Origin of the sequence: Streptomyces sp. NBC_00400 (genome assembly GCF_036048035.1) — a bacterium.
Taxonomy (GTDB): Bacteria; Actinomycetota; Actinomycetes; order Streptomycetales; family Streptomycetaceae; genus Streptomyces.
On the sequence record NZ_CP107940.1, the window covers coordinates 6,978,613 to 6,998,115 of the forward strand.

A 19,503-nucleotide genomic window follows, 5' to 3' on the forward strand; every position below is an offset into this window, starting at 1 on the left:
GATGTCCAAGCTCGGCAACATCGGCGCCCGGCTTTACCGCGGCGAGGTCGGCTACGACTTCATCGGCAAGCGGAAGATCTGGTACGGCCTCTCGATCCTCATCACCATCGTGGCCATCGTCGGCCTCGGGGTGCGCGGCCTGAACATGGGCATCGAGTTCTCCGGCGGCGCGGTCTTCACCACTCCGAAGACCTCCGTCTCCGCCTCGGAGGCCCAGCACAAGGCCGAGTCGGTGGCCGGCGGCCACCAGGCCGTGGTGCAGAAGCTCGGTGGCGGCGCGCTGCGCATCCAGATCAGCGGTCTGGACACCAAGCAGTCGGTGCCGGTCCAAGAAGAGCTCGCCAAGGACCTGAACGTCCCGGTCAAGGACGTCAACACCCAGCTGGTCGGCCCGAGTTGGGGCGAGCAGATTGCCAACAAGGCATGGCTGGGCCTGGGGATCTTCATGGTCCTCGTGGTGCTCTATCTGGCCATTGCCTTCGAGTGGCGGATGGCGGTGGCCGCCCTGGTCGCGCTGATCCACGACCTGACGATCACGGTCGGCATCTACGCCCTGGTCGGCTTCGAGGTCACCCCCGGCACGGTCATCGGTCTGCTGACGATCCTCGGTTACTCCCTGTACGACACGGTGGTCGTCTTCGACAGCCTCAAGGAAGCCTCCAAGGACATCACCAAGCAGACCCGCTTCACCTACAGCGAGATCGCCAACCGCAGCATCAACGGCACCCTGGTGCGCTCCATCAACACCACCGTCGTGGCACTGCTCCCGGTCGCCGGTCTGCTGTTCGTCGGCGGTGGCGTCCTGGGCGCGGGCATGCTCAACGACATCTCGCTGGCACTGTTCGTCGGTCTCGCCGCCGGTGCGTACTCCTCGATCTTCATCGCGACCCCGCTGGTCGCGGACCTGAAGAGCCGTGAGCCGCAGATGAAGGCACTGGCCAAGCGGGTCAAGGCAAAGCGCGCCGCGGCCGAGGCCAAGGCCGCGGGCCAGGAGGACGCCCAGGAGGAGACCGCCGGCGCGGCGGACGCCGAGGACGGCGACGGCGCCGCGGTCGTCGGCCCCCGCCGCCAGCCCGCCTCCCGCAACCGCGGACGCGGCCGCCCGTCGGGCAAGCGCCGGTGAGCGCCCCCGCAGAGCTGCGTGAGCTGCTGCTCAGCCGGATCGCGGACGTTCCGGACTACCCCCAGCCGGGCGTGGTGTTCAAGGACATCACCCCGCTGCTGGCCGACCCGGCCGCCTTCGGCGCGCTGACCGAGGCGTTCGCCGAGCTGTGCGGGCGCCACCGCGTGGACAAGATCGTGGGTCTGGAGGCGCGCGGGTTCATACTCGCCGCTCCGGTCGCGGTCCGGGCCGGTGTCGGCTTCGTCCCCGTACGCAAGGCGGGCAAGCTGCCCGGCACGACGTTCGGGCAGGCATACGAGCTGGAGTACGGCACGGCCGAGATCGAGATGCACGCCGATGCGCTGGCCCCGGGCGACCGGGTGCTGGTGATCGACGACGTCCTCGCCACCGGCGGCACCGCCGATGCCTCGCTGCAGCTCATCCGCCGCGCGGGCGCCGAGGTCGCGGGCGTGGCGGTCCTGCTGGAGCTGGGCTTCCTGGCCGGGCGGGAGCGGCTGGAGCCGGGCCTGAAGGGCGCTGCGCTGGAGGCCCTGATCACGGTCTGAGCCGCGCTCGCACCGCACCATCGCGCAAACAGGGGCATCCGGAAGAATCCGGGTGCCCCTGCTGCTGTGTCATGTACGGAACCCTGGCCGCGGGGGAGCAGTGGCCCCGAGGTCGATACCATGGCACCCCGGCCCGTTCGAGGTCCTGGGGTCCGGAACCGCCTGAGGAGTGCTCTTGCCAGACGAGGCCCAGCCGCTCTCCCCCGGACTGCGTCCGGCGGGATCCGACGCCGCGCGCCCGGACGAGCCGAAGCCGGCGGCCGAGGCGTCCTCGAACGCGCCCCAGCCCGAGCGGCAGGGCGCGTCCGACGGCACCACCGCGCCCGGGACGGCGGGCGGTGGATCCACCGCGTCCCAGGCCCCCGCCGAGCGGCCCCGTCCGGCGCCCAAGCCGGGCCCGGCGGCCTCCTCGCCCCAGCCGGCGGCGCCGTCCCGCGCGGCCAAGCCGCCCGCCAAGGCCGACCAGCCCGCCCCGCCCAAGCCGCCGGCCCACGCCCCCGCCGGCCGCTCCGGCTCACCCAACCGGGTCCGCGCCCGCCTCGCCCGGCTCGGCGTCCAGCGCTCCAGCCCGTACAACCCGGTCCTGGAGCCGCTGCTGCGGGCCGTCCGCGGCAACGACCCCAAGATCGAGACCGGGACGCTGCGCCAGATCGAGCGCGCCTATCAGGTCGCCGAGCGCTGGCACCGCGGCCAGAAGCGCAAGAGCGGCGACCCGTACATCACCCACCCGCTCGCGGTGACCACGATCCTCGCCGAGCTGGGCATGGACCCGGCGACGCTGATGGCCGGTCTGCTGCACGACACCGTCGAGGACACCGAGTACGGCCTGGACACCCTGCGCGGCGACTTCGGCGACCAGGTCGCGCTGCTGGTCGACGGCGTCACCAAGCTCGACCGGGTCAAGTTCGGCGAGGCCGCGCAGGCCGAGACGGTGCGCAAGATGGTCGTCGCGATGGCCAAGGACCCGCGCGTCCTGGTCATCAAGCTCGCCGACCGGCTGCACAACATGCGCACCATGCGCTACCTCAAGCGGGAGAAGCAGGAGAAGAAGGCCCGCGAGACGCTGGAGATCTACGCTCCGCTCGCCCACCGCCTGGGCATGAACACCATCAAGTGGGAGCTGGAGGACCTCGCCTTCGCGATCCTCTACCCCAAGATGTACGACGAGATCGTCCGGCTGGTCGCCGAGCGGGCGCCCAAGCGTGACGAGTACCTGGCCATAGTGACCGACGAGGTCCAGGCCGACCTGCGCGCCGCCCGCATCAAGGCCACCGTCACCGGCCGCCCGAAGCACTACTACAGCGTCTACCAGAAGATGATCGTGCGCGGCCGCGACTTCGCCGAGATCTACGACCTGGTGGGCATCCGCGTCCTCGTCGACACCGTCCGCGACTGCTACGCCGCCCTCGGCACCATCCACGCGCGGTGGAACCCGGTCCCCGGCCGGTTCAAGGACTACATCGCGATGCCCAAGTTCAACATGTACCAGTCGCTGCACACCACGGTGATCGGCCCCAGCGGCAAGCCCGTCGAGCTCCAGATCCGCACCTTCGACATGCACCGCCGCGCCGAGTACGGCATCGCCGCGCACTGGAAGTACAAGCAGGAGGCGGTGGCGGGGGCCTCCAAGATCCGTACGGATGTCCCGAAGAACGCCGGCAAGGGCCAGGACACCGTCAACGACATGGCCTGGCTGCGGCAGTTGCTGGACTGGCAGAAGGAGACCGAGGACCCGGGCGAGTTCCTGGAGTCGCTGCGCTTCGACCTGTCCCGCAACGAGGTCTTCGTCTTCACGCCCAAGGGCGATGTGATAGCGCTGCCGGCCGGTGCCACCCCCGTCGACTTCGCGTACGCGGTGCACACCGAGGTCGGCCACCGCACGATAGGAGCGCGGGTCAACGGGCGCCTCGTCCCGCTCGAATCGACCCTGGACAACGGCGACTTGGTGGAGGTCTTCACCTCCAAGGCAACGGGCGCCGGGCCCTCCCGCGACTGGCTCGGCTTCGTCAAGTCCCCGCGCGCCCGCAACAAGATCCGCGGCTGGTTCTCCAAGGAGCGCCGCGACGAGGCCATCGAGCAGGGCAAGGACGCCATCGCGCGGGCCATGCGCAAGCAGAACCTGCCGATCCAGCGGATCCTGACCGGCGACTCGCTGGTGACCCTGGCGCACGAGATGCGCTACCCGGACATCTCCTCGCTCTACGCCGCCATCGGCGAGGGCCATGTCGCCGCCCAGGGCGTCGTCCAGAAGCTGGTGCAGGCGCTCGGCGGCCAGGACGAGGCCACCGAGGACATCGCCGAGTCCACCCCGATCCGGCCGCGCTCCAAGCGCCGCTCCAGCGCCGACCCCGGTGTGGTCGTCAAGGGCGTCGACGACGTCTGGGTCAAGCTCGCCCGCTGTTGTACGCCGGTGCCGGGTGACCCCATCATCGGCTTCGTCACCCGCGGCAACGGCGTCTCGGTGCACCGCGCCGACTGCGTCAACGTCGATTCGCTGTCCCGGCAGCCGGAGCGGATCCTGGACGTCGAGTGGGCGCCCACCCAGTCCTCGGTCTTCCTGGTCGCCATCCAGGTCGAGGCGCTGGACCGCTCCCGTCTGCTGTCGGACGTCACCCGCATCCTGTCCGACCAGCACGTCAACATCCTCTCGGCCGCCGTCCAGACCTCCCGTGACCGGGTGGCCACCTCCCGCTTCACCTTCGAGATGGGCGACCCCAAGCACCTGGGGCACGTCCTGAAGGCCGTGCGGAGCGTGGAGGGCGTGTACGACGTCTACCGGGTGACGTCGGCCAGGCGGCCGTAACCGCGCACGAAAAGGGCCCCGGTACGCAGGTACCGGGGCCCGTCTCGTATCAGAGAATCAACCGCCGAACTCCTCCAGGCCCTTCAGCGCCTGGTCCAGCAGCGCCTTGCGGCCCTCCAGCTCCCGGCCGAGCTTGTCGGCCTTGGCGTTGTTGCCCGCCGCCCGGGCCGTGCCGATCTGCTTCTCCAGCTTGTCGACCGCGTCCTGGAGCTGGCCGGTCAGCCCCGCGGCGCGGGCCCGCGCCTCAGGGTTCGTCCGCCGCCACTCGCTCTCCTCGGCCTCCTGGATGGCGCGCTCGACGGCGTGCATCCGGCCCTCGATCTTGGGGCGGGCGTCCCGGGGGACATGGCCGATGGCCTCCCACCGCTCGTTGATCGAGCGGAACGCCGACCGCGCGGCCTTCAGGTCCGAGACGGGGAGGAGCTTCTCGGCCTCGACGGCCAGCTCCTCCTTGCGGGTCAGGTTCTCCCGCTGCTCGGCGTCGCGCTCCGCGAAGGTCTCACCGCGCGCCTGGAAGAAGATGTCCTGGGCGCCGCGGAAGCGGTTCCACAGGTCGTCCTCGTGCTCGCGCTGGGCGCGGCCCGCGGCCTTCCAGTCGGCCATCAGCTCGCGGTAGCGGGCCGCGGTGGCCCCCCAGTCCGTCGAGTTCGACAGCGACTCGGCCTCGGCGACCAGCTTCTCCTTCGTCTTACGGGACTCCTCGCGCTGCGCGTCCAGCGACGCGAAGTGCGCCTTGCGGCGCTTGGAGAACGCCGAGCGGGCATGCGAGAAGCGGTGCCACAGTTCGTCGTCCGCCTTGCGGTCCAGCCGCGGCAGGCCCTTCCAGGTGTCGACCAGGGCGCGCAGCCGCTCGCCGGCCGCCCGCCACTGCTCACTGGCCGCCAGCTCCTCGGCCTCGGCGACCAGCTTCTCCTTGGCCTGCCGTGCCTCGTCGCTCTGCTTGGCCTTTTGCGCCTTGCGCTCCTCGCGCCGCGACTCGACGGCCTCGACGAGCTTGTCCAGCCGCTTGCGCAGCGCGTCCAGATCGCCCACCGCGTGGTGTTCGTCGACCTGGGTGCGCAGATGATCGATCGCGGTCGTCGCGTCCTTCGCCGACAGGTCGGTGGTCTTGACCCGGCGCTCGAGGAGGCCGATCTCGACGACCAGGCCCTCATACTTGCGCTCGAAGTAGGCGAGGGCCTCCTCGGGAGTTCCTGCCTGCCACGATCCGACGACCTGTTCGCCCTCGGCGGTACGCACGTACACGGTCCCCGTCTCGTCGACGCGGCCCCATGGGTCGCTGCTCACAGCGCCTCCTCCACATGATGCCGACGGGGGCGTGCGGCCCCCCGGCATCGTCCACAGTTTCTGTCCGGCAGAGCCGCGCCCTGGCCGGTCCGACGGGCTGCATTGCGGGTGAGGGTGGCAGCCGTCGGAGCAGGCACCCTACCCAACGCCAATCTAGGCGACCGGCGGTCCGCTGTCCGCATCCAGCACGACGAAATTCCGCGGTTCGCACGGGGCGGCGCCGCCTCGCCGCCCCAGGTCGTCCGGCTGGTCAGGACTTCTTCACGGACGCCTTGTCGATCACGACGGTGGCGTTGGGTGCACTGTTGCGGGTCTGCGGGTCGGTCGTGGAGCCGGCCTTGGCGATCTTTCGCAGGACGTCCATACCGCCCGTGACGGTGCCGAACGGTGTGTAGTTCGGCGGCAGCTTGCTGTCCTGGTAGACGAGGAAGAACTGGCTGCCGCCGGAGTCGCGGGTCTTTTCGCTCGCCCCGTCGTAGCGGTTCGCCATCGCGACCGTGCCCGCCGGATAGACGCCGCCCTTGAGCCGTGGGTCCTTCAGGTTCTCGTCCGGGATGGTGTAGCCGGGGGTGCCCGTGCCGGTGCCCTTCGGGTCGCCGCACTGCAGGATGAAGATGCCCTCGTCCATCAGTCGGTGGCACTTGCTGTGGTCGAAGTAGCCCTGGCCGGCCAGGAAGGCGAAGGAGTTGACCGTGTGCGGCGCCTTGCCGGCGTCCAGCTTCAGGCCGATCGTGCCGCAGGTCGTCGCCAGCTTCGCGGAGTAGGAGGCCGAGGTGTCGAGCGACATCGCCGGTTCCTTGGCCCAGGTCTTCTTCGACGGGCTGCCCTTCGCGGGCCGCTCGCACGGGTCCGGCGCCTTGGACGGCGTCGGGGCCGCGGCCCGGTCCTCCTGGTCGCTGCCGCCCGCGAGGCCTGCGGAGACGTAGACGACGGCGCCGGCGGCCAGCGCGACGGCCGCGACGGACGCGATGATCACATTGCGGCGTTTGGCCTTCCGCTGTGCCGCGGACCGCCGTTGCTGCTGACGCTCGTACTTCTCGCGGGCGAGCTGCCGCCGCCGCTGATCTTTGCTGACCACCGGTCGTCTCCTTGTCCGATCATCGATCGCGCTCGTGCGCCGTGGCCGTACGGTATACGGGTTCGCCCTGCCGGGAGTCCCGCCGGTAGGCTCTGGAGCTGCCGAGATGTCCGGGAGGAGCGGCCTTGCGGGCCGGCCTCCACACCGACCGTAAGGACGAACGTGCTGATTGCCGGGTTCCCCGCCGGGGCCTGGGGCACCAACTGCTACTTGGTCGCCCCCGCCGCAGGCGAGGAGTGCGTCATCATCGACCCGGGCCACCAGGCGGCCCCAGGAGTCGAGGACGCGGTCGCAAAGCATCGGCTCAAGCCCGTCGCGGTCGTTCTCACACATGGTCATATCGACCACGTCGCCTCGGTCGTCCCGGTGTGCGGCGCGCACGACGTCCCGGCCTGGATCCACCCCGAGGACCGCTACATGATGAGCGACCCGGAGAAGGCCCTCGGCCGCTCCATCGGTCAGCAGCTCATGGGTGAGCTCACGGTGGGCGAGCCGGACGACGTCAAGGAGCTGGGCGACGGTGCCACCCTGGAACTCGCCGGGATGGAATTCTCCGTCGCGCACGCCCCGGGCCATACCAAGGGGTCGGTGACCTTCCGGATGCCCGAGCAGGCCGACATTCCGCCGGTCTTCTTCTCGGGCGACCTGCTGTTCGCCGGCTCCATCGGACGCACCGACCTGCCGGGCGGCGACCACGCCGAGATCCTGCAGTCGCTGGCGCGAGTGTGCCTGCCGCTGGAGGACTCGACCGTCGTCCTGTCCGGCCACGGCCCCCAGACCACCATCGGCCACGAGCGCGCCACCAACCCCTTCCTGTGGGAGGTGGCCGCCGGCCTCGGAGACGGCTTCAGCCCGGCTCCACGACGAGGAATGTGACGAGAGCTTCCGTGAGCACCTTCAAGGCCCCCAAGGGCACCTACGACCTGATCCCGCCGCAGTCCGCCACCTATCTCGCGGTGCGCGAGGCGATCGCCGCACCGCTGAAGAACTCCGGGTACGGCTACATCGAGACGCCCGGTTTCGAGAACGTCGAGCTGTTCGCGCGCGGGGTCGGCGAGTCCACCGACATCGTGACCAAGGAGATGTACGCCTTCGAGACCAAGGGCGGCGACCGCCTGGCGCTGCGTCCCGAGGGCACCGCGTCCGTGCTGCGGGCCGCGCTGGAGGCCAACCTCCACAAGGCCGGCAACCTCCCCGTCAAGCTCTGGTACTCCGGCTCGTACTACCGCTACGAGCGTCCGCAGAAGGGCCGTTACCGCCACTTCTCCCAGGTCGGCGCCGAGGCCATCGGTGCCGAAGACCCGGCGCTGGACGCCGAGTTGATCATCCTGGCCGACCAGGCCTACCGCGCGCTGGGCCTGCGGAACTTCCGCATCCTGCTCAACTCCCTGGGTGACAAGGAGTGCCGCCCCGTCTACCGTGCCGCGCTGCAGGACTTCCTGGGCGGACTCGACCTGGACGAGGACACCCGGCGCCGGGTCGACATCAACCCGCTGCGGGTCCTGGACGACAAGCGCGAGGCGGTGCAGAAGCAGCTCGACGGGGCGCCCAGGCTCCGCGACTACCTCTGCGAGGCCTGCAAGGCGTACCACGAGCAGGTGCGCGAGCTGCTGACCGCAGCGGGCGTGGCCTTCGAGGACGACGAGAAGCTGGTCCGCGGCCTGGACTACTACACCCGCACCACCTTCGAGTTCGTCCACGACGGCCTGGGCTCGCAGTCCGCGGTGGGCGGCGGCGGCCGCTACGACGGCCTCTCCGAGATGATCGGCGGGCCCGCGCTGCCGTCCGTCGGCTGGGCGCTGGGCGTCGACCGTACGGTGCTGGCACTGGAGGCGGAGGGGATCACGCTCGACATCCCCGCCGCCACCGCCGTGTACGCCGTCCCGCTCGGCGAGGAGGCCCGCCGGGTGCTGTTCGGTGTGGTCACCGAGCTGCGCCGGACCGGTGTCGCCACCGACTTCGCGTTCGGCGGCAAGGGCCTGAAGAACGCCATGAAGTCCGCCAACCGCTCCGGCGCGCGGCTGGCGCTGGTGGCGGGCGAGCGGGACCTGGCCGAGGGCGTCGTCCAGCTCAAGGACCTGGAGAGCGGTGAGCAGGCCGCGGTGGCGCTGGACGGTGTGGCCGGGGAGGTCCGGCGCAGGCTGGGCTGAGGACGCGCGGCGAGAGGGTGAGGGGCCCGACGGCGATCTGCCGTCCGGGCCCCTCGTGCTGCCGGGCGTCCCGTGTCAATGCCGGCTGGGCATTCATCCCGGCGGAGGGATTCCGGGACGGCCGCACCGCCGACGGCGCGCCCCCGGACCGGCGGCCGGGCAGGCCGGAGCGGGGCGAAGCCTGAGAGAACGCTGTGTACGGCCGCTTCGCCTTTATGTTCATCGCACAGTGGGTCATGGTGGAGTTGGGGCAGAATGAACGGCGGTGCCGCGCTCGCGGACCCGTTTTCAGCCCCATCTCCCCAGGGATCGACGGAACGGCGATATGACGACGACAGCGCTTGACGACGTGTCCACCGACGACGACCACGCGAGCGGCGCGGACACCATCGGTTCCGGCCGCGGCCTCGCGCTGCTTCTGGTGATCACCGGTGCGCTGGGCATCCTGGCGGCCTGGATCATCACCCTGGACAAGTTCGAGCTGCTGAAGGACCCGAGCTTCAAGCCCGCCTGCAGCTTCAACCCGATCATCTCCTGCACCAACATCATGCAGAGCAAGCAGGCAGACGTCTTCGGCTTCCCGAACCCGATGGCCGGGCTGGTCGGCTTCGGCGTGGTCATCGCGATCGGTATGGCCCTGCTGGCCGGCGCCCGCTTCCGCCGCTGGTACTGGATCGGGCTGAACATCGGCACGGGCCTCGGCGCGGTCTTCTGCATGTGGCTGATGTCCCAGTCGCTGTACAGCATCAACTCGCTGTGCCTGTGGTGCACGCTGACCTGGTGCGTCACCGTCCTGATGTTCTGGTACACCACCGCCCACAACCTCAAGCACGGCATCATCCCGGCTCCCGGGGGGCTGCGCGGCGCGGTGGTGGAGTTCCACTGGGTCGTGCCCGTGCTCTGGTACGGCGTGATCGCGGTGCTGATTCTCACCAAGTGGTGGTCGTACTGGAGCACGCTGATCTAGGGCCTGATCCCCACGACGGGCCCTGGTCGCCCGCACGAACCCACCGCACGCCCCGGCCGCCGTCAACGGCGCCCGGGGCGTTGTCAGTGGGGTGGCATAGGCTCGTGGACGTGGAGCCCGACCTGTTCACCGCAGCTGCCGAAGACCGTCAGGAGAAGGACCCCGCGGGGTCCCCGCTCGCCGTGCGGATGCGTCCGCGCACCCTCGACGAAGTCGTGGGCCAGCAGCATCTGCTCAAGCCGGGCTCGCCGCTGCGCCGGTTGGTGGGAGAGGGCAACGGCGGTCCGGCGGGGCCGTCCTCGGTGTTCCTGTGGGGGCCGCCGGGCATCGGCAAGACGACCCTCGCGTACGTCGTCAGCCAGGCGACGAACAAGCGCTTCGTGGAGCTCTCGGCCATCACGGCGGGCGTCAAGGAGGTCCGTGCGGTGATCGACGGCGCCCGGCGTGCCTCGGGCGGCTTCGGCAAGGAGACCGTCCTCTTCCTGGACGAGATCCACCGCTTCAGCAAGGCCCAGCAGGATTCCCTGCTGCCCGCAGTGGAGAACCGCTGGGTCACCCTGATCGCCGCGACGACCGAGAACCCGTATTTCTCGGTGATCTCGCCGCTGCTGTCCCGCTCGCTGCTGCTGACCCTCGAACCCCTCACGGACGACGATCTGCGCGGGCTGCTGCACCGCGCGCTGAGCGATGCGCGCGGGCTGGCGGGCTCGGTCACCCTCCCCGAGGACACCGAGGGGCATCTGCTGCGGATCGCGGGCGGCGATGCCCGGCGGGCGCTGACGGCCCTGGAGGCCGGTGCAGGATCCGCGCTGTCCAAGGGGGAGAAGGAGATCACCCTCCAGACGCTGGAGGAGTCCGTCGACCGGGCGGCCGTGAAGTACGACCGGGACGGCGACCAGCACTACGACGTCGCCAGCGCGCTGATCAAGTCCATCCGGGGCTCGGACGTCGACGCCGCGCTGCACTACCTCGCGCGCATGATCGAGGCGGGGGAGGACCCGCGCTTCATCGCCCGCCGGCTGATGATCTCGGCGAGCGAGGACATCGGCCTGGCCGATCCGACGGCCCTGCAGACCGCGGTGGCCGCCGCCCAGGCCGTGGCGATGATCGGCTTCCCGGAGGCGCGGATCACGCTGAGCCAGGCCACCATCGCGCTCGCCCTGGCGCCGAAGTCGAACGCCGCGTATATGGCGATCGACGCCGCCCTGGCGGACGTCCGGGCCGGTCAGGCGGGTGCGGTACCGCCGCATCTGCGCGACAGTCACTACAAGGGCGCTCAGAAGCTCGGCCACGGCCAGGGCTATCAGTACCCGCACGACCTGCCGGGCGGTATCGCGGCCCAGCAGTACGCACCGGACGAGGTGCACGGCAAGCGGTATTACGAACCCACCCGCCATGGCGCGGAGGCGCGCTACGCCGATGTGGCCGAGCGGGTCCGCACCCGCCTGCGCTCGGCCTCCGGCGAGGCCGCAACGGAGTAGCCCCGGCCGCTCCGCCCGCCCCGGCTACTCGGCCGCCGCCTCGAAGAGCAGATGCATCGCCCGCCGCAGCTCCGTCACGTCCCGCACGGGCTCGGGGAAGTCGAACCGCGCGTCGAAGGACCGCTGCTCGGCGCCGGTGAAGCGGACCCGCAGACCGAAGCGGTCCAGGCCCACCGGCACGGCCCGGTCGCGCACCCCGCAGGCCTCCTTGCGGTCGCCCAGCAGGGCGCACAGCCCGCGCACCTGCTCGCTGTGCGCCGCGTGCAGATGCTGCAGCAGCTCCGCCTCGTGGGTCGCCAGCGGATCGGGGGCCGCGACGGCGAACTCATCGGGCTCGACGGGCTCGGCGCCCCACAGATCGTCCACCGCGCCCTCGCCGACCTCCAGGCGCAGCATCATCCAGGCGGTCCGCCCGTACAGGCCCGGTGCCGGGTCCGGCTGCAGCGCCTCACCGATGCCCAGCAGCTCGCCCACCGGGTGCCGCTCGGCGAGCAGCATGGCGGCCTCGGCGCGCTGGTCATTGCGTACGGGGGTCAGCCAGCCGGCCACCCAGGCCCGTCCGCGGATGCGATGGGGCACCGAAACCGGGGCGACGTCCGTGATCTCCATCACGGCTGTGAGGTCGTCGTCCTGTGCGTGCGCGGCCGCCCGAGCCGCCGCAGAGTCCCCTGGAACCAGCAACAGCACGTCTCCACCGGGTGTCACGGTCCGGCAGACAGGAGCCGAGAGGCCGGCTTCGTCGGGGTCCTCGACACCGGGGATGCTCAAGGACGCCATAGCATGGGACTCGACGAGGGTTCGTGTGCGCTCGGCGGCGGAGGGCCGCTGGGCGCCTTCCACGGGACGCGGCTGACCCGCCTCGGTGCGGTGTGCACTGGGCAGGGGGATCCCAGGTCGAAACATGCGTTCTCCTCGCGCTAAGGTAAGCCTCACCTAACTTACATGGAGGAACGTTCCACGTGAACCAGTCGCGTCCCAAGGTCAAGAAGTCCCGCGCGCTCGGCATCGCGCTGACGCCGAAGGCCGTCAAGTACTTCGAGGCCCGTCCCTACCCGCCCGGCGAGCACGGCCGTGGCCGCAAGCAGAGCAGTGACTACAAGGTCCGTCTGCTCGAGAAGCAGCGCCTGCGTGCGCAGTACGACATCAGCGAGCGCCAGATGGCGCGTGCCTACGACCGCGCTCGGAAGGTCGAAGGCAAGACCGGCGAAGCGCTGATCATCGAGCTTGAGCGCCGTCTGGACGCGCTCGTCCTGCGGTCGGGCATCGCCCGCACCATCTACCAGGCTCGTCAGATGGTCGTCCACGGCCACATCTCGGTGAACGACCGCAAGGTCGACAAGCCGTCCTTCCGCGTCCGTCCCGGCGATGTCGTGATGGTCCGCGAGCGCAGCCGCGAGAAGCACCCCTTCCAGGTCGCCCGCGAGGGTGGCTACGACACCGAGGGTGAGACCCCGCGCTACCTCGAGGTCAACCTGCCGGCTCTGGCGTTCCGTCTCGACCGGGACCCGAACCGCAAGGAGATCCCGGTGATCTGCGACGAGCAGCTCGTCGTCGAGTACTACGCCCGCTAAGCACCACAGCAGGCACAGCGCCACGCGCTCGGCCCGCCGTCTCCCCGCCCTCGCGGAGGGGGAGGCGGCGGGCTCATTCGTGCCCGGGTGCCGTGCTCCGCACCGGGCGCAGCTGTGCGGGCAGCGGGCAGCGGGCAGCGGGCCGGCGGGGCGCAGGACCCGGGCCACCACCGCGTCCAGGCCGAGCCGTTCACCCGCGCGCCGGAAGTGCTCGTAGCGTTCGTCCCCCAGCCGCTCGCGCGCCTGCTCCTCGCACCGCGCATGCGGCTGGTTGAAGTGGCGCGAGCCGAACAGCGGCAGCCCCACCGAGGGCCAGATCCGCCCGGCGGCGCCCTGCAGCACCGCCGCCTCCTCCGCGTCGTCCTCGCCGAGCGTCACCAGGGCCAGCAGCTCGATCGTCAGCACCGCCCCGAGCAGATCGTGGAAGGTGTGATCGATGGCCAGGCACTCCTCCAGCAGTGCACGGGCCCGCCCGCCGTCGCCACGGGACCAGGCCGCGAAGGCCAGCACGTACTGGGCGTACGCCAGCGTCCAGCGCTCGCCGTGCTCCTCGCACACCGCCAGGACGTCCTCGCACAGGCGCACCGCGTCCGCCAGCTCACCCTGGAAGGCCACCGCCATCGCCAGCTCGACCTGCCCCAGCAGCACATTGCTGTTGAGCTCGCCGATCTCCCGGTAGCGGTCCAGCGCCGCGCGCAGCAGCTTCTCGGCGCGCGGCATGTCGTCGCTGACCAGGGCCAGACAGCCGGTGCGGTGCAGCGCATACGCGGCAGCGGTGGCGTTGCCGGTCCGCTCGGCCTCGTCACGGCACTCCTGCAGGGCCCCCAGCGCGCCGACGGTGTCGCCCTGGAGCGCCGCGACATAGCCGGCCACCCACAGCGCCTTCATCCGGGCCTCGTCGTGGCTGCTCTCCCGCTCCAGGGCCCGGTCCAGCCAGTGCCTGCCCTCCGCGAGCCGGCCGCAGCCCACCCAGTAGAACCACAGCGTGCCCGCAAGGTACTGGCCCAGGTGGGTATCGGCGGGGCTCTGCAGGCTCTGTTCCAGCGCCACCCGCACATTGGGCAGGTCGGCCTCGATCCGGGCCGCGATCTCGGCCTGCCGGGAGCTGAACCAGTCCAGTTCGCACCAGGTGGCCAGCCCCAGATACCAGTCGCGGTGCCGGCGCCGCAGCCGCTCGCCGTCGGGTGTCACCGCCAGCCAGCCCGCCCCGTAGGCCCGTACGGTGTCCAGCATCCGGTAGCGGACCCCGGCCGCGGTCTCCTCGCGCACCAGTACCGACTGGGTGACCAACTCGGTGAGGACGTCGAGGAGTTCACCGGCCGGCAGCTCCGGCCCCGAGCAGACGTATTCGGCCGCCTCCAGATCGAAGTGCCCGGCGAAGACCGACAGCCGCGCCCACAGCAGCCGTTCCCCGGGCGTGCACAGCTCGTGGCTCCAGCCGATCGCGGTACGCAGCGTCTGGTGGCGGAGCGGGGGTCCGCCGGGCTCGCGCGGGGCCGGCAGCGTGGACGGGGTCCCCTCCCGCCCGAACGGGGCCGAGAGCCCGGGGGAGCGGCGCGGGCGGGTGCCGGTCAGCAGCCGGAAACGGTCGTCGAGCCGGTGCAGCACCTGGTCCACGGACAGGGCGCGCAGCCGTCCGGCGGCCAGCTCCAGCGCGAGCGGAATGCCGTCGAGCCGGTCGCAGAGTTCGGTGACCGCCGCCTCGTCGGCCGGCCCGACGGTGAACCCGGGGACGACGGCGGCGGCGCGCTCGGCGAAGAGGGCGGCCGCGTCGGCGGTGTTCATCGGCGGCAGCGGCACGGTCCGCTCGCCGTCCAGCCCCAGCGGCCGCCGGCCCGCGGCCAGCACCGTCAGCCCGGGGGCACGGCGCAGCAGCTGCCCGGTCAGGTCGGCACAGGCGTCGACCAGGTGCTCGTAGCCGTCCAGGACGAGCAGCAGGTCCCGGTCGGCCAGGAGGTCACAGAGAGCGGTGCGCGGCGGGCGGCCGCTGTGGTCGGTGGCCCCCAGCGCCTCGGCGACGGTGTGTTCCAGGAGGTGTGGCTCGCGCAGGGCGGCCAGTTCGACCAGCCACACCCCGTCGCAGAAGCGATCCTGCAAGATCCCTGCCGCCTGGCGGGCAAGCCGCGATTTCCCGACGCCGCCCAGGCCGGTGAGGGTCACCAGCCGGGCGGATTCCAGTTGCCGTGCCAGCGCGGCCAGTTCGTCGTGGCGGCCGATGAAGCCGCCCAGCTCCGCGGGCAGATTCCCCGGCCGGTCCGGCTCCCGCAGACGCGCGGGGGAGGGGCGGGGAGCAGGGCCGGGGCGCGTGAGGCGTCGCATGGCACACGGAGCGTACTCGGCAGGATGCGGACCGTACAATCACGCCTCGGGAATCCCGGGCCCGCGCTCCGCGTTCGAGGGGGAACGGGGTACGGACGGACAGTCACGGCGCGATAAGGTCAAGGGTGCCGTTCGAGCGGGACAGCCGAGCGGGAATGAGCCCAGACCAAATCATTCGGAGTGTGGTGCCAACGTGTCCGGTGGAGAGGTGGCCGGGATCCTCGTGGCCGTCTTCTGGGCGATCCTGGTGTCGTTCCTCGCCCTCGTGCTGGTGAGGCTCGCGCAGACGCTCAAGGCGACCACCAAGATGGTGGCCGAGGTATCCGAGCAGGCCGTCCCGCTGCTGGCCGACGCCTCCGCGACCGTCCGCTCCGCGCACACCCAGCTGGCCCGCGTCGACGCCATTGCCGCCGACGTCCAAGAGGTCACCGCCAACGCCTCCGCGCTCTCCTCGACCGTCTCCTCCGCCTTCGGCGGCCCGCTGGTCAAGGTGGCGGCGTTCGGCTACGGCGTGCGCCGCGCGATCGGCAAGAAGGGTGAGCCGGAACCCGAGCGCACCGTCCTCTTCGGCCGTACCCTGCCCGGCGCCCGCCGCGGCGGGCGCCGCAACCGCCGCTCCAAGGACTGATCACAGCGATGTTCCGCCGCGCATTCTGGTTCACCACCGGCGCCGCCGCCGGCGTCTGGGCCACCAACAAGGTCCACCGCAAGCTGCGCAAGCTGCAGCCCGACAGTCTCGCCGCACAGGCCGCGGACAGGGCCGTCGAGACCGGACACCGGCTGCGCCAATTTGCATTGGACGTACGGGCCGGAATGGCGGACCGTGAAGAGCAGCTGCAGGAGGCCCTGGGCCTCGGCGGGACGGGCGAGGTGCGCGAGCTGCCCGCGCCGCGCCGTGCGGTGCTCGAACCGCAGTACCGCACCACGAGAACAACCGGATCTACCGGTCTGACCGGACCGACTGGAAAAGAGGACCACTGATGGAGTCGGCTGAAATCCGCCGCCGCTGGCTGCGCTTCTTCGAGGAGCGCGGGCACACCGTCGTGCCGTCGGCGTCGCTCATCGCGGACGACCCGACGCTGCTGCTCGTCAACGCGGGCATGGTCCCCTTCAAGCCGTACTTCCTCGGTGAGGTCAAGCCGCCCGCCCCGCGCGCCACCAGCGTCCAGAAGTGCGTCCGTACGCCGGACATCGAAGAGGTCGGCAAGACCACCCGGCACGGCACGTTCTTCCAGATGTGCGGCAACTTCTCCTTCGGCGACTACTTCAAGGAAGGCGCCGTCAAGTACGCCTGGGAGCTGCTGACCGGCTCCCAGGCCGACGGTGGCTACGGCCTCGACCCGGAGAAGCTCTGGATCACCGTCTACCTGGAGGACGACGAGGCCGAGCGCATCTGGCACGAGGTCATCGGCGTGCCCAAGGAGCGCATCCAGCGGCTGGGCAAGAAGGAGAACTACTGGTCCATGGGCGTCCCGGGCCCCTGCGGCCCGTGCTCCGAGATCAACTACGACCGCGGCCCGGAGTTCGGGGTCGAGGGCGGCCCGGCCGTCAACGACGAGCGGTACGTGGAGATCTGGAACCTGGTCTTCATGCAGTACGAGCGGGGTGCGGGCACCAGCAAGGAGGACTTCGAGATCCTCGGCGAGCTGCCCAGCAAGAACATCGACACCGGACTCGGCCTCGAACGCCTGGCGATGATCCTGCAGGGCGTCCCGAACATGTACGAAACGGACACCCTCCGAGTCGTCATCGACAAGGCCACCGAGCTCTCCGGCGTGCACTACGGCGCCTCGGACGACACCGACGTCTCGCTGCGCGTCGTCGCCGACCACATCCGTACGTCCACGATGCTCATCGGCGACGGCGTCACTCCCGGCAACGAGGGCCGCGGCTATGTCCTGCGCCGCATCATGCGCCGCGCCATCCGCAACATGCGCCTGCTCGGCGCCGGCGGGCTGGTCATCGGCGAGCTGCTGGACGTGGTCATCAAGACCATGGGCCAGCAGTACCCGGAGCTGCTGGAGGACCGCCGCCGCATCGAGACGGTCGCCCTCGCCGAGGAGGCCGCCTTCGTCAAGACGCTGAAGGCCGGCACCAACATCCTCGACACCGCCGTCACCGACACCAAGGCCACCGGCAGCACGGTCCTGCCCGGCGACAAGGCCTTCCTGCTCCACGACACCTGGGGCTTCCCGATCGACCTCACCCTCGAAATGGCCGCCGAACAGGGCCTTTCGGTGGACGAGGACGGCTTCCGCCGCCTGATGAAGGAGCAGCGGGACCGCGCCAAGGCCGACGCCCAGGCCAAGAAGAGCGGCCACGCCGACCTGTCGGCCTACCGCGAGGTCGCCGACAAGTCCGGCGCCACGGAATTCACCGGCTACAGCGCGACCGAGGGCGAGTCGACCGTCGTCGGTCTGCTGGTCAACGGCGTCCCGGCGCCCGCCGCCCATGAGGGCGACGAGGTCGAGGTCGTCCTGGACCGCACCCCCTTCTACGCCGAGGGCGGCGGCCAGCTCGCCGACACCGGCCGGATCAAGCTGGACTCCGGCGCCGTTGTCGAGGTCCGCGACGTCCAGCAGCCGGTGCCCGGCGTCACGGTCCACAAGGGCGTCGTCCAGGTCGGCGAGGTGGTGCTCGGCTCCGCCGGGTACGCCGCCATCGACGTCACCCGCCGGCGGGCCATCGCCCGCGCCCACAGCGCCACCCACCTCACCCACCAGGCGCTGCGCGACGCCCTCGGCCCGACGGCCGCCCAGGCCGGTTCGGAGAACTCCCCGGGCCGCTTCCGCTTCGACTTCGGCTCGCCGGCCGCCGTGCCGGGCTCGGTCCTCACCGACGTCGAGCAGAAGATCAATGACGTGCTCGCCCGTGAGCTCGACGTCCATGCCGAGGTCATGAGCATGGACGACGCCAAGAAGCAGGGCGCCATCGCCGAATTCGGCGAGAAGTACGGCGACCGCGTCCGGGTGGTCACCATCGGTGACTTCTCCAAGGAGCTGTGCGGCGGCACCCACGTCCACAACACCGCTCAGCTGGGCCTGGTGAAGCTGCTCGGCGAGTCCTCCATCGGCTCCGGTGTACGCCGCGTCGAGGCGCTGGTCGGCGTGGACGCCTACAAGTTCCTCGCCCGCGAGCACACCGTCGTCTCCCAGCTCACCGAGCTGGTCAAGGGACGCCCGGAGGAGCTGCCCGAGAAGATCTCCGGCGTCCTGGCCAAGCTGAAGGACGCCGAGAAGGAGATCGAGAAGTTCCGCGCGGAGAAGGTGCTGCAGGCCGCCGCCGGGCTGGCCGAGGGCGCCAAGGACGTCCGCGGTGTGGCGCTGGCCGCCGGCCAGGTCCCGGACGGCACCTCCGCCGACGACCTGCGCAAGCTGGTGCTCGATGTCCGCGGGCGGATCCAGGGCGGCCGGGCCGCGGTTGTGGCGCTCTTCACAGTGGCCAATGGCCGCCCGGTGACGGTCATCGCCACCAACGAGGCCGCCCGCGAGCGCGGCATCAAGGCCGGTGACCTGGTGCGTACGGCCGCCAAGACGCTCGGCGGCGGTGGCGGCGGCAAGCCGGACGTCGCCCAGGGCGGCGGGCAGAACGCCGCCGCGGTGCCCGAGGCCATCGAGGCCGTCGAGCGCCTTGTCGCCGAGGCGGCCTGACGCGCGTGAGTGAGATGCGACGCGGACGGCGCATCGCCGTGGATGTCGGGGACGCCCGTATCGGGGTCGCCTCGTGCGACCCCGACGGGGTCCTCGCCACCCCCGTCGAGACCGTCCCGGGACGTGACGTCCCGTCAGCGCACCGCCGGCTCAAGGCGATCGTCGAGGAGTACGAACCCCTCGAAGTCGTGGTCGGCCTGCCCCGCTCCCTCAGCGGGGGAGAGGGGCCGGCCGCGGCCAAGGTCCGGGGCTTCGCCCAGGAGATGGCCCGGAACATCGCACCCGTAGGGGTCCGGCTGGTCGATGAGCGTATGTCGACGGTCACGGCCACCCAGGGGCTGCGGGCCTCGGGTGTGCGCAGCAAGAAGGGCCGCTCGGTGGTCGACCAGGCCGCCGCGGTGGTGATCCTGCAGAGCGCGCTGGAGGCCGAACGTGTCTCCGGGGAACCCCCGGGCGAGAGCGTCGAAGTGGTCATCTGATCGCGGTACGGTAACGTTCCGCGCGATGTGCGGCGTTCGAACAGCCGCGC

The 19,503-nt window shown here is 71.0% G+C and carries 15 protein-coding genes and 1 pseudogene; 12 read left to right on the forward strand and 4 right to left on the reverse strand.

All coding sequences use genetic code 11. From position 1 onward, the window contains the following. Position 1 precedes the first annotated feature (1 nt). The 3 genes from secF to OHS81_RS30630 all read left to right on the forward strand — a co-directional run bounded on the left by secF (position 2) and on the right by OHS81_RS30630 (position 4,471). Positions 2 to 1,123 (forward strand): protein translocase subunit SecF, encoded by a 1,122-nt coding sequence (secF, locus tag OHS81_RS30620; RefSeq protein ID WP_328388578.1) that lies wholly within the window; start codon positions 2 to 4, stop codon positions 1,121 to 1,123. Beyond that, positions 1,120 to 1,668, forward strand: coding sequence for an adenine phosphoribosyltransferase (locus tag OHS81_RS30625; RefSeq protein ID WP_328388580.1), 549 nt, complete (start codon positions 1,120 to 1,122; stop codon positions 1,666 to 1,668). Before secF ends, OHS81_RS30625 begins: the two co-directional genes overlap by 4 nt. A 175-nt stretch (positions 1,669 to 1,843) precedes the next feature. Next, positions 1,844 to 4,471, forward strand: a complete 2,628-nt coding sequence (locus tag OHS81_RS30630) for a RelA/SpoT family protein (RefSeq protein WP_328388582.1) — start codon at positions 1,844 to 1,846, stop codon at positions 4,469 to 4,471. A 57-nt stretch (positions 4,472 to 4,528) separates the two neighbouring features. Here the strand turns inward: OHS81_RS30630 and OHS81_RS30635 are convergent, their stop codons facing one another. Continuing rightward, entirely contained in the window at positions 4,529 to 5,758 is a 1,230-nt protein-coding gene (locus OHS81_RS30635; RefSeq protein WP_328388584.1) for a DUF349 domain-containing protein, read from the reverse strand. A gap of 250 nt (positions 5,759 to 6,008) precedes the next feature. Beyond that, positions 6,009 to 6,836, reverse strand: a complete 828-nt coding sequence (locus tag OHS81_RS30640) for a peptidylprolyl isomerase (protein ID WP_328388586.1) — start codon at positions 6,834 to 6,836, stop codon at positions 6,009 to 6,011. Positions 6,837 to 6,998: 162 nt separating this feature from the next. Here OHS81_RS30640 and OHS81_RS30645 point away from each other — a divergent pair, with 162 nt between their 5' ends. The 4 genes from OHS81_RS30645 to OHS81_RS30660 all read left to right on the forward strand — a co-directional run bounded on the left by OHS81_RS30645 (position 6,999) and on the right by OHS81_RS30660 (position 11,434). Then, complete coding sequence (locus tag OHS81_RS30645; RefSeq protein ID WP_328388588.1) at positions 6,999 to 7,712, forward strand: MBL fold metallo-hydrolase; 714 nt, start codon at positions 6,999 to 7,001, stop codon at positions 7,710 to 7,712. A gap of 11 nt (positions 7,713 to 7,723) precedes the next feature. After that, entirely contained in the window at positions 7,724 to 8,986 is a 1,263-nt protein-coding gene (gene hisS, locus OHS81_RS30650) for a histidine--tRNA ligase (protein ID WP_328388590.1), read from the forward strand. A 325-nt stretch (positions 8,987 to 9,311) separates the two neighbouring features. Continuing rightward, positions 9,312 to 9,953, forward strand: coding sequence for a vitamin K epoxide reductase family protein (locus OHS81_RS30655; protein WP_328388592.1), 642 nt, complete (start codon positions 9,312 to 9,314; stop codon positions 9,951 to 9,953). A gap of 110 nt (positions 9,954 to 10,063) precedes the next feature. Beyond that, on the forward strand, positions 10,064 to 11,434 hold the full coding sequence (locus OHS81_RS30660; RefSeq protein ID WP_328388594.1) for a replication-associated recombination protein A: 1,371 nt from the start codon (positions 10,064 to 10,066) through the stop codon (positions 11,432 to 11,434). A 24-nt stretch (positions 11,435 to 11,458) separates the two neighbouring features. Here OHS81_RS30660 and OHS81_RS30665 read toward each other — a convergent pair whose 3' ends face one another. Beyond that, a complete protein-coding gene (locus tag OHS81_RS30665) occupies positions 11,459 to 12,211 on the reverse strand; it encodes a DUF2470 domain-containing protein (protein WP_328388596.1) in 753 nt (250 codons plus the stop codon). Between the two features lie 182 nt (positions 12,212 to 12,393). Between OHS81_RS30665 and rpsD the strand changes: the two genes are divergently transcribed. Continuing rightward, positions 12,394 to 13,005, forward strand: a complete 612-nt coding sequence (gene rpsD / locus OHS81_RS30670; protein WP_129297355.1) for a 30S ribosomal protein S4 — start codon at positions 12,394 to 12,396, stop codon at positions 13,003 to 13,005. A 31-nt stretch (positions 13,006 to 13,036) separates the two neighbouring features. Here rpsD and OHS81_RS30675 read toward each other — a convergent pair. Next, a pseudogene (locus OHS81_RS30675) lies at positions 13,037 to 15,324 on the reverse strand (ATP-binding protein); the annotation flags it as partial. Between the two features lie 193 nt (positions 15,325 to 15,517). On the opposite strand from OHS81_RS30675, the gene OHS81_RS30680 reads away from it, so the two are divergent. Genes OHS81_RS30680 through ruvX form a run of 4 tightly spaced genes read left to right on the forward strand, consistent with a single transcriptional unit; the run spans position 15,518 to position 19,453 of the window. Next, positions 15,518 to 15,952: a DUF948 domain-containing protein gene (locus OHS81_RS30680; RefSeq protein ID WP_328388598.1), complete on the forward strand. Its 435-nt coding sequence runs from the start codon at positions 15,518 to 15,520 to the stop codon at positions 15,950 to 15,952. 8 nt (positions 15,953 to 15,960) lie between these two features. Then, on the forward strand, positions 15,961 to 16,305 hold the full coding sequence (locus OHS81_RS30685) for a DUF6167 family protein (RefSeq protein WP_328388600.1): 345 nt from the start codon (positions 15,961 to 15,963) through the stop codon (positions 16,303 to 16,305). Beyond that, positions 16,305 to 18,974 carry an alanine--tRNA ligase gene (gene alaS / locus OHS81_RS30690; protein ID WP_328388602.1) on the forward strand — a complete coding sequence of 890 codons (2,670 nt, stop codon included), beginning with the start codon at positions 16,305 to 16,307 and terminating at the stop codon, positions 18,972 to 18,974. The genes OHS81_RS30685 and alaS overlap by 1 nt, the downstream gene beginning before the upstream one ends. 14 nt (positions 18,975 to 18,988) lie before the next feature. Next, positions 18,989 to 19,453 (forward strand): Holliday junction resolvase RuvX, encoded by a 465-nt coding sequence (gene ruvX / locus OHS81_RS30695; RefSeq protein ID WP_088796744.1) that lies wholly within the window; start codon positions 18,989 to 18,991, stop codon positions 19,451 to 19,453. Positions 19,454 to 19,503: the final 50 nt, after the last annotated feature.

What these genes read in the sequence shown, in the direction of transcription:
- OHS81_RS30655 (WP_328388592.1), top strand. Translation starts at nt 9,312, where the DNA reads ATGACGACGACAGCGCTTGACGACGTGTCCACCGACGACGACCACGCG.
- OHS81_RS30665 (WP_328388596.1), bottom strand. Translation starts at nt 12,211, where the DNA reads ATGGCGTCCTTGAGCATCCCCGGTGTCGAGGACCCCGACGAAGCCGGC.
- OHS81_RS30685 (WP_328388600.1), top strand. Translation starts at nt 15,961, where the DNA reads ATGTTCCGCCGCGCATTCTGGTTCACCACCGGCGCCGCCGCCGGCGTC.
- alaS (WP_328388602.1), top strand. Translation starts at nt 16,305, where the DNA reads ATGGAGTCGGCTGAAATCCGCCGCCGCTGGCTGCGCTTCTTCGAGGAG.
- ruvX (WP_088796744.1), top strand. Translation starts at nt 18,989, where the DNA reads ATGCGACGCGGACGGCGCATCGCCGTGGATGTCGGGGACGCCCGTATC.
- secF (WP_328388578.1), top strand. Translation starts at nt 2, where the DNA reads ATGTCCAAGCTCGGCAACATCGGCGCCCGGCTTTACCGCGGCGAGGTC.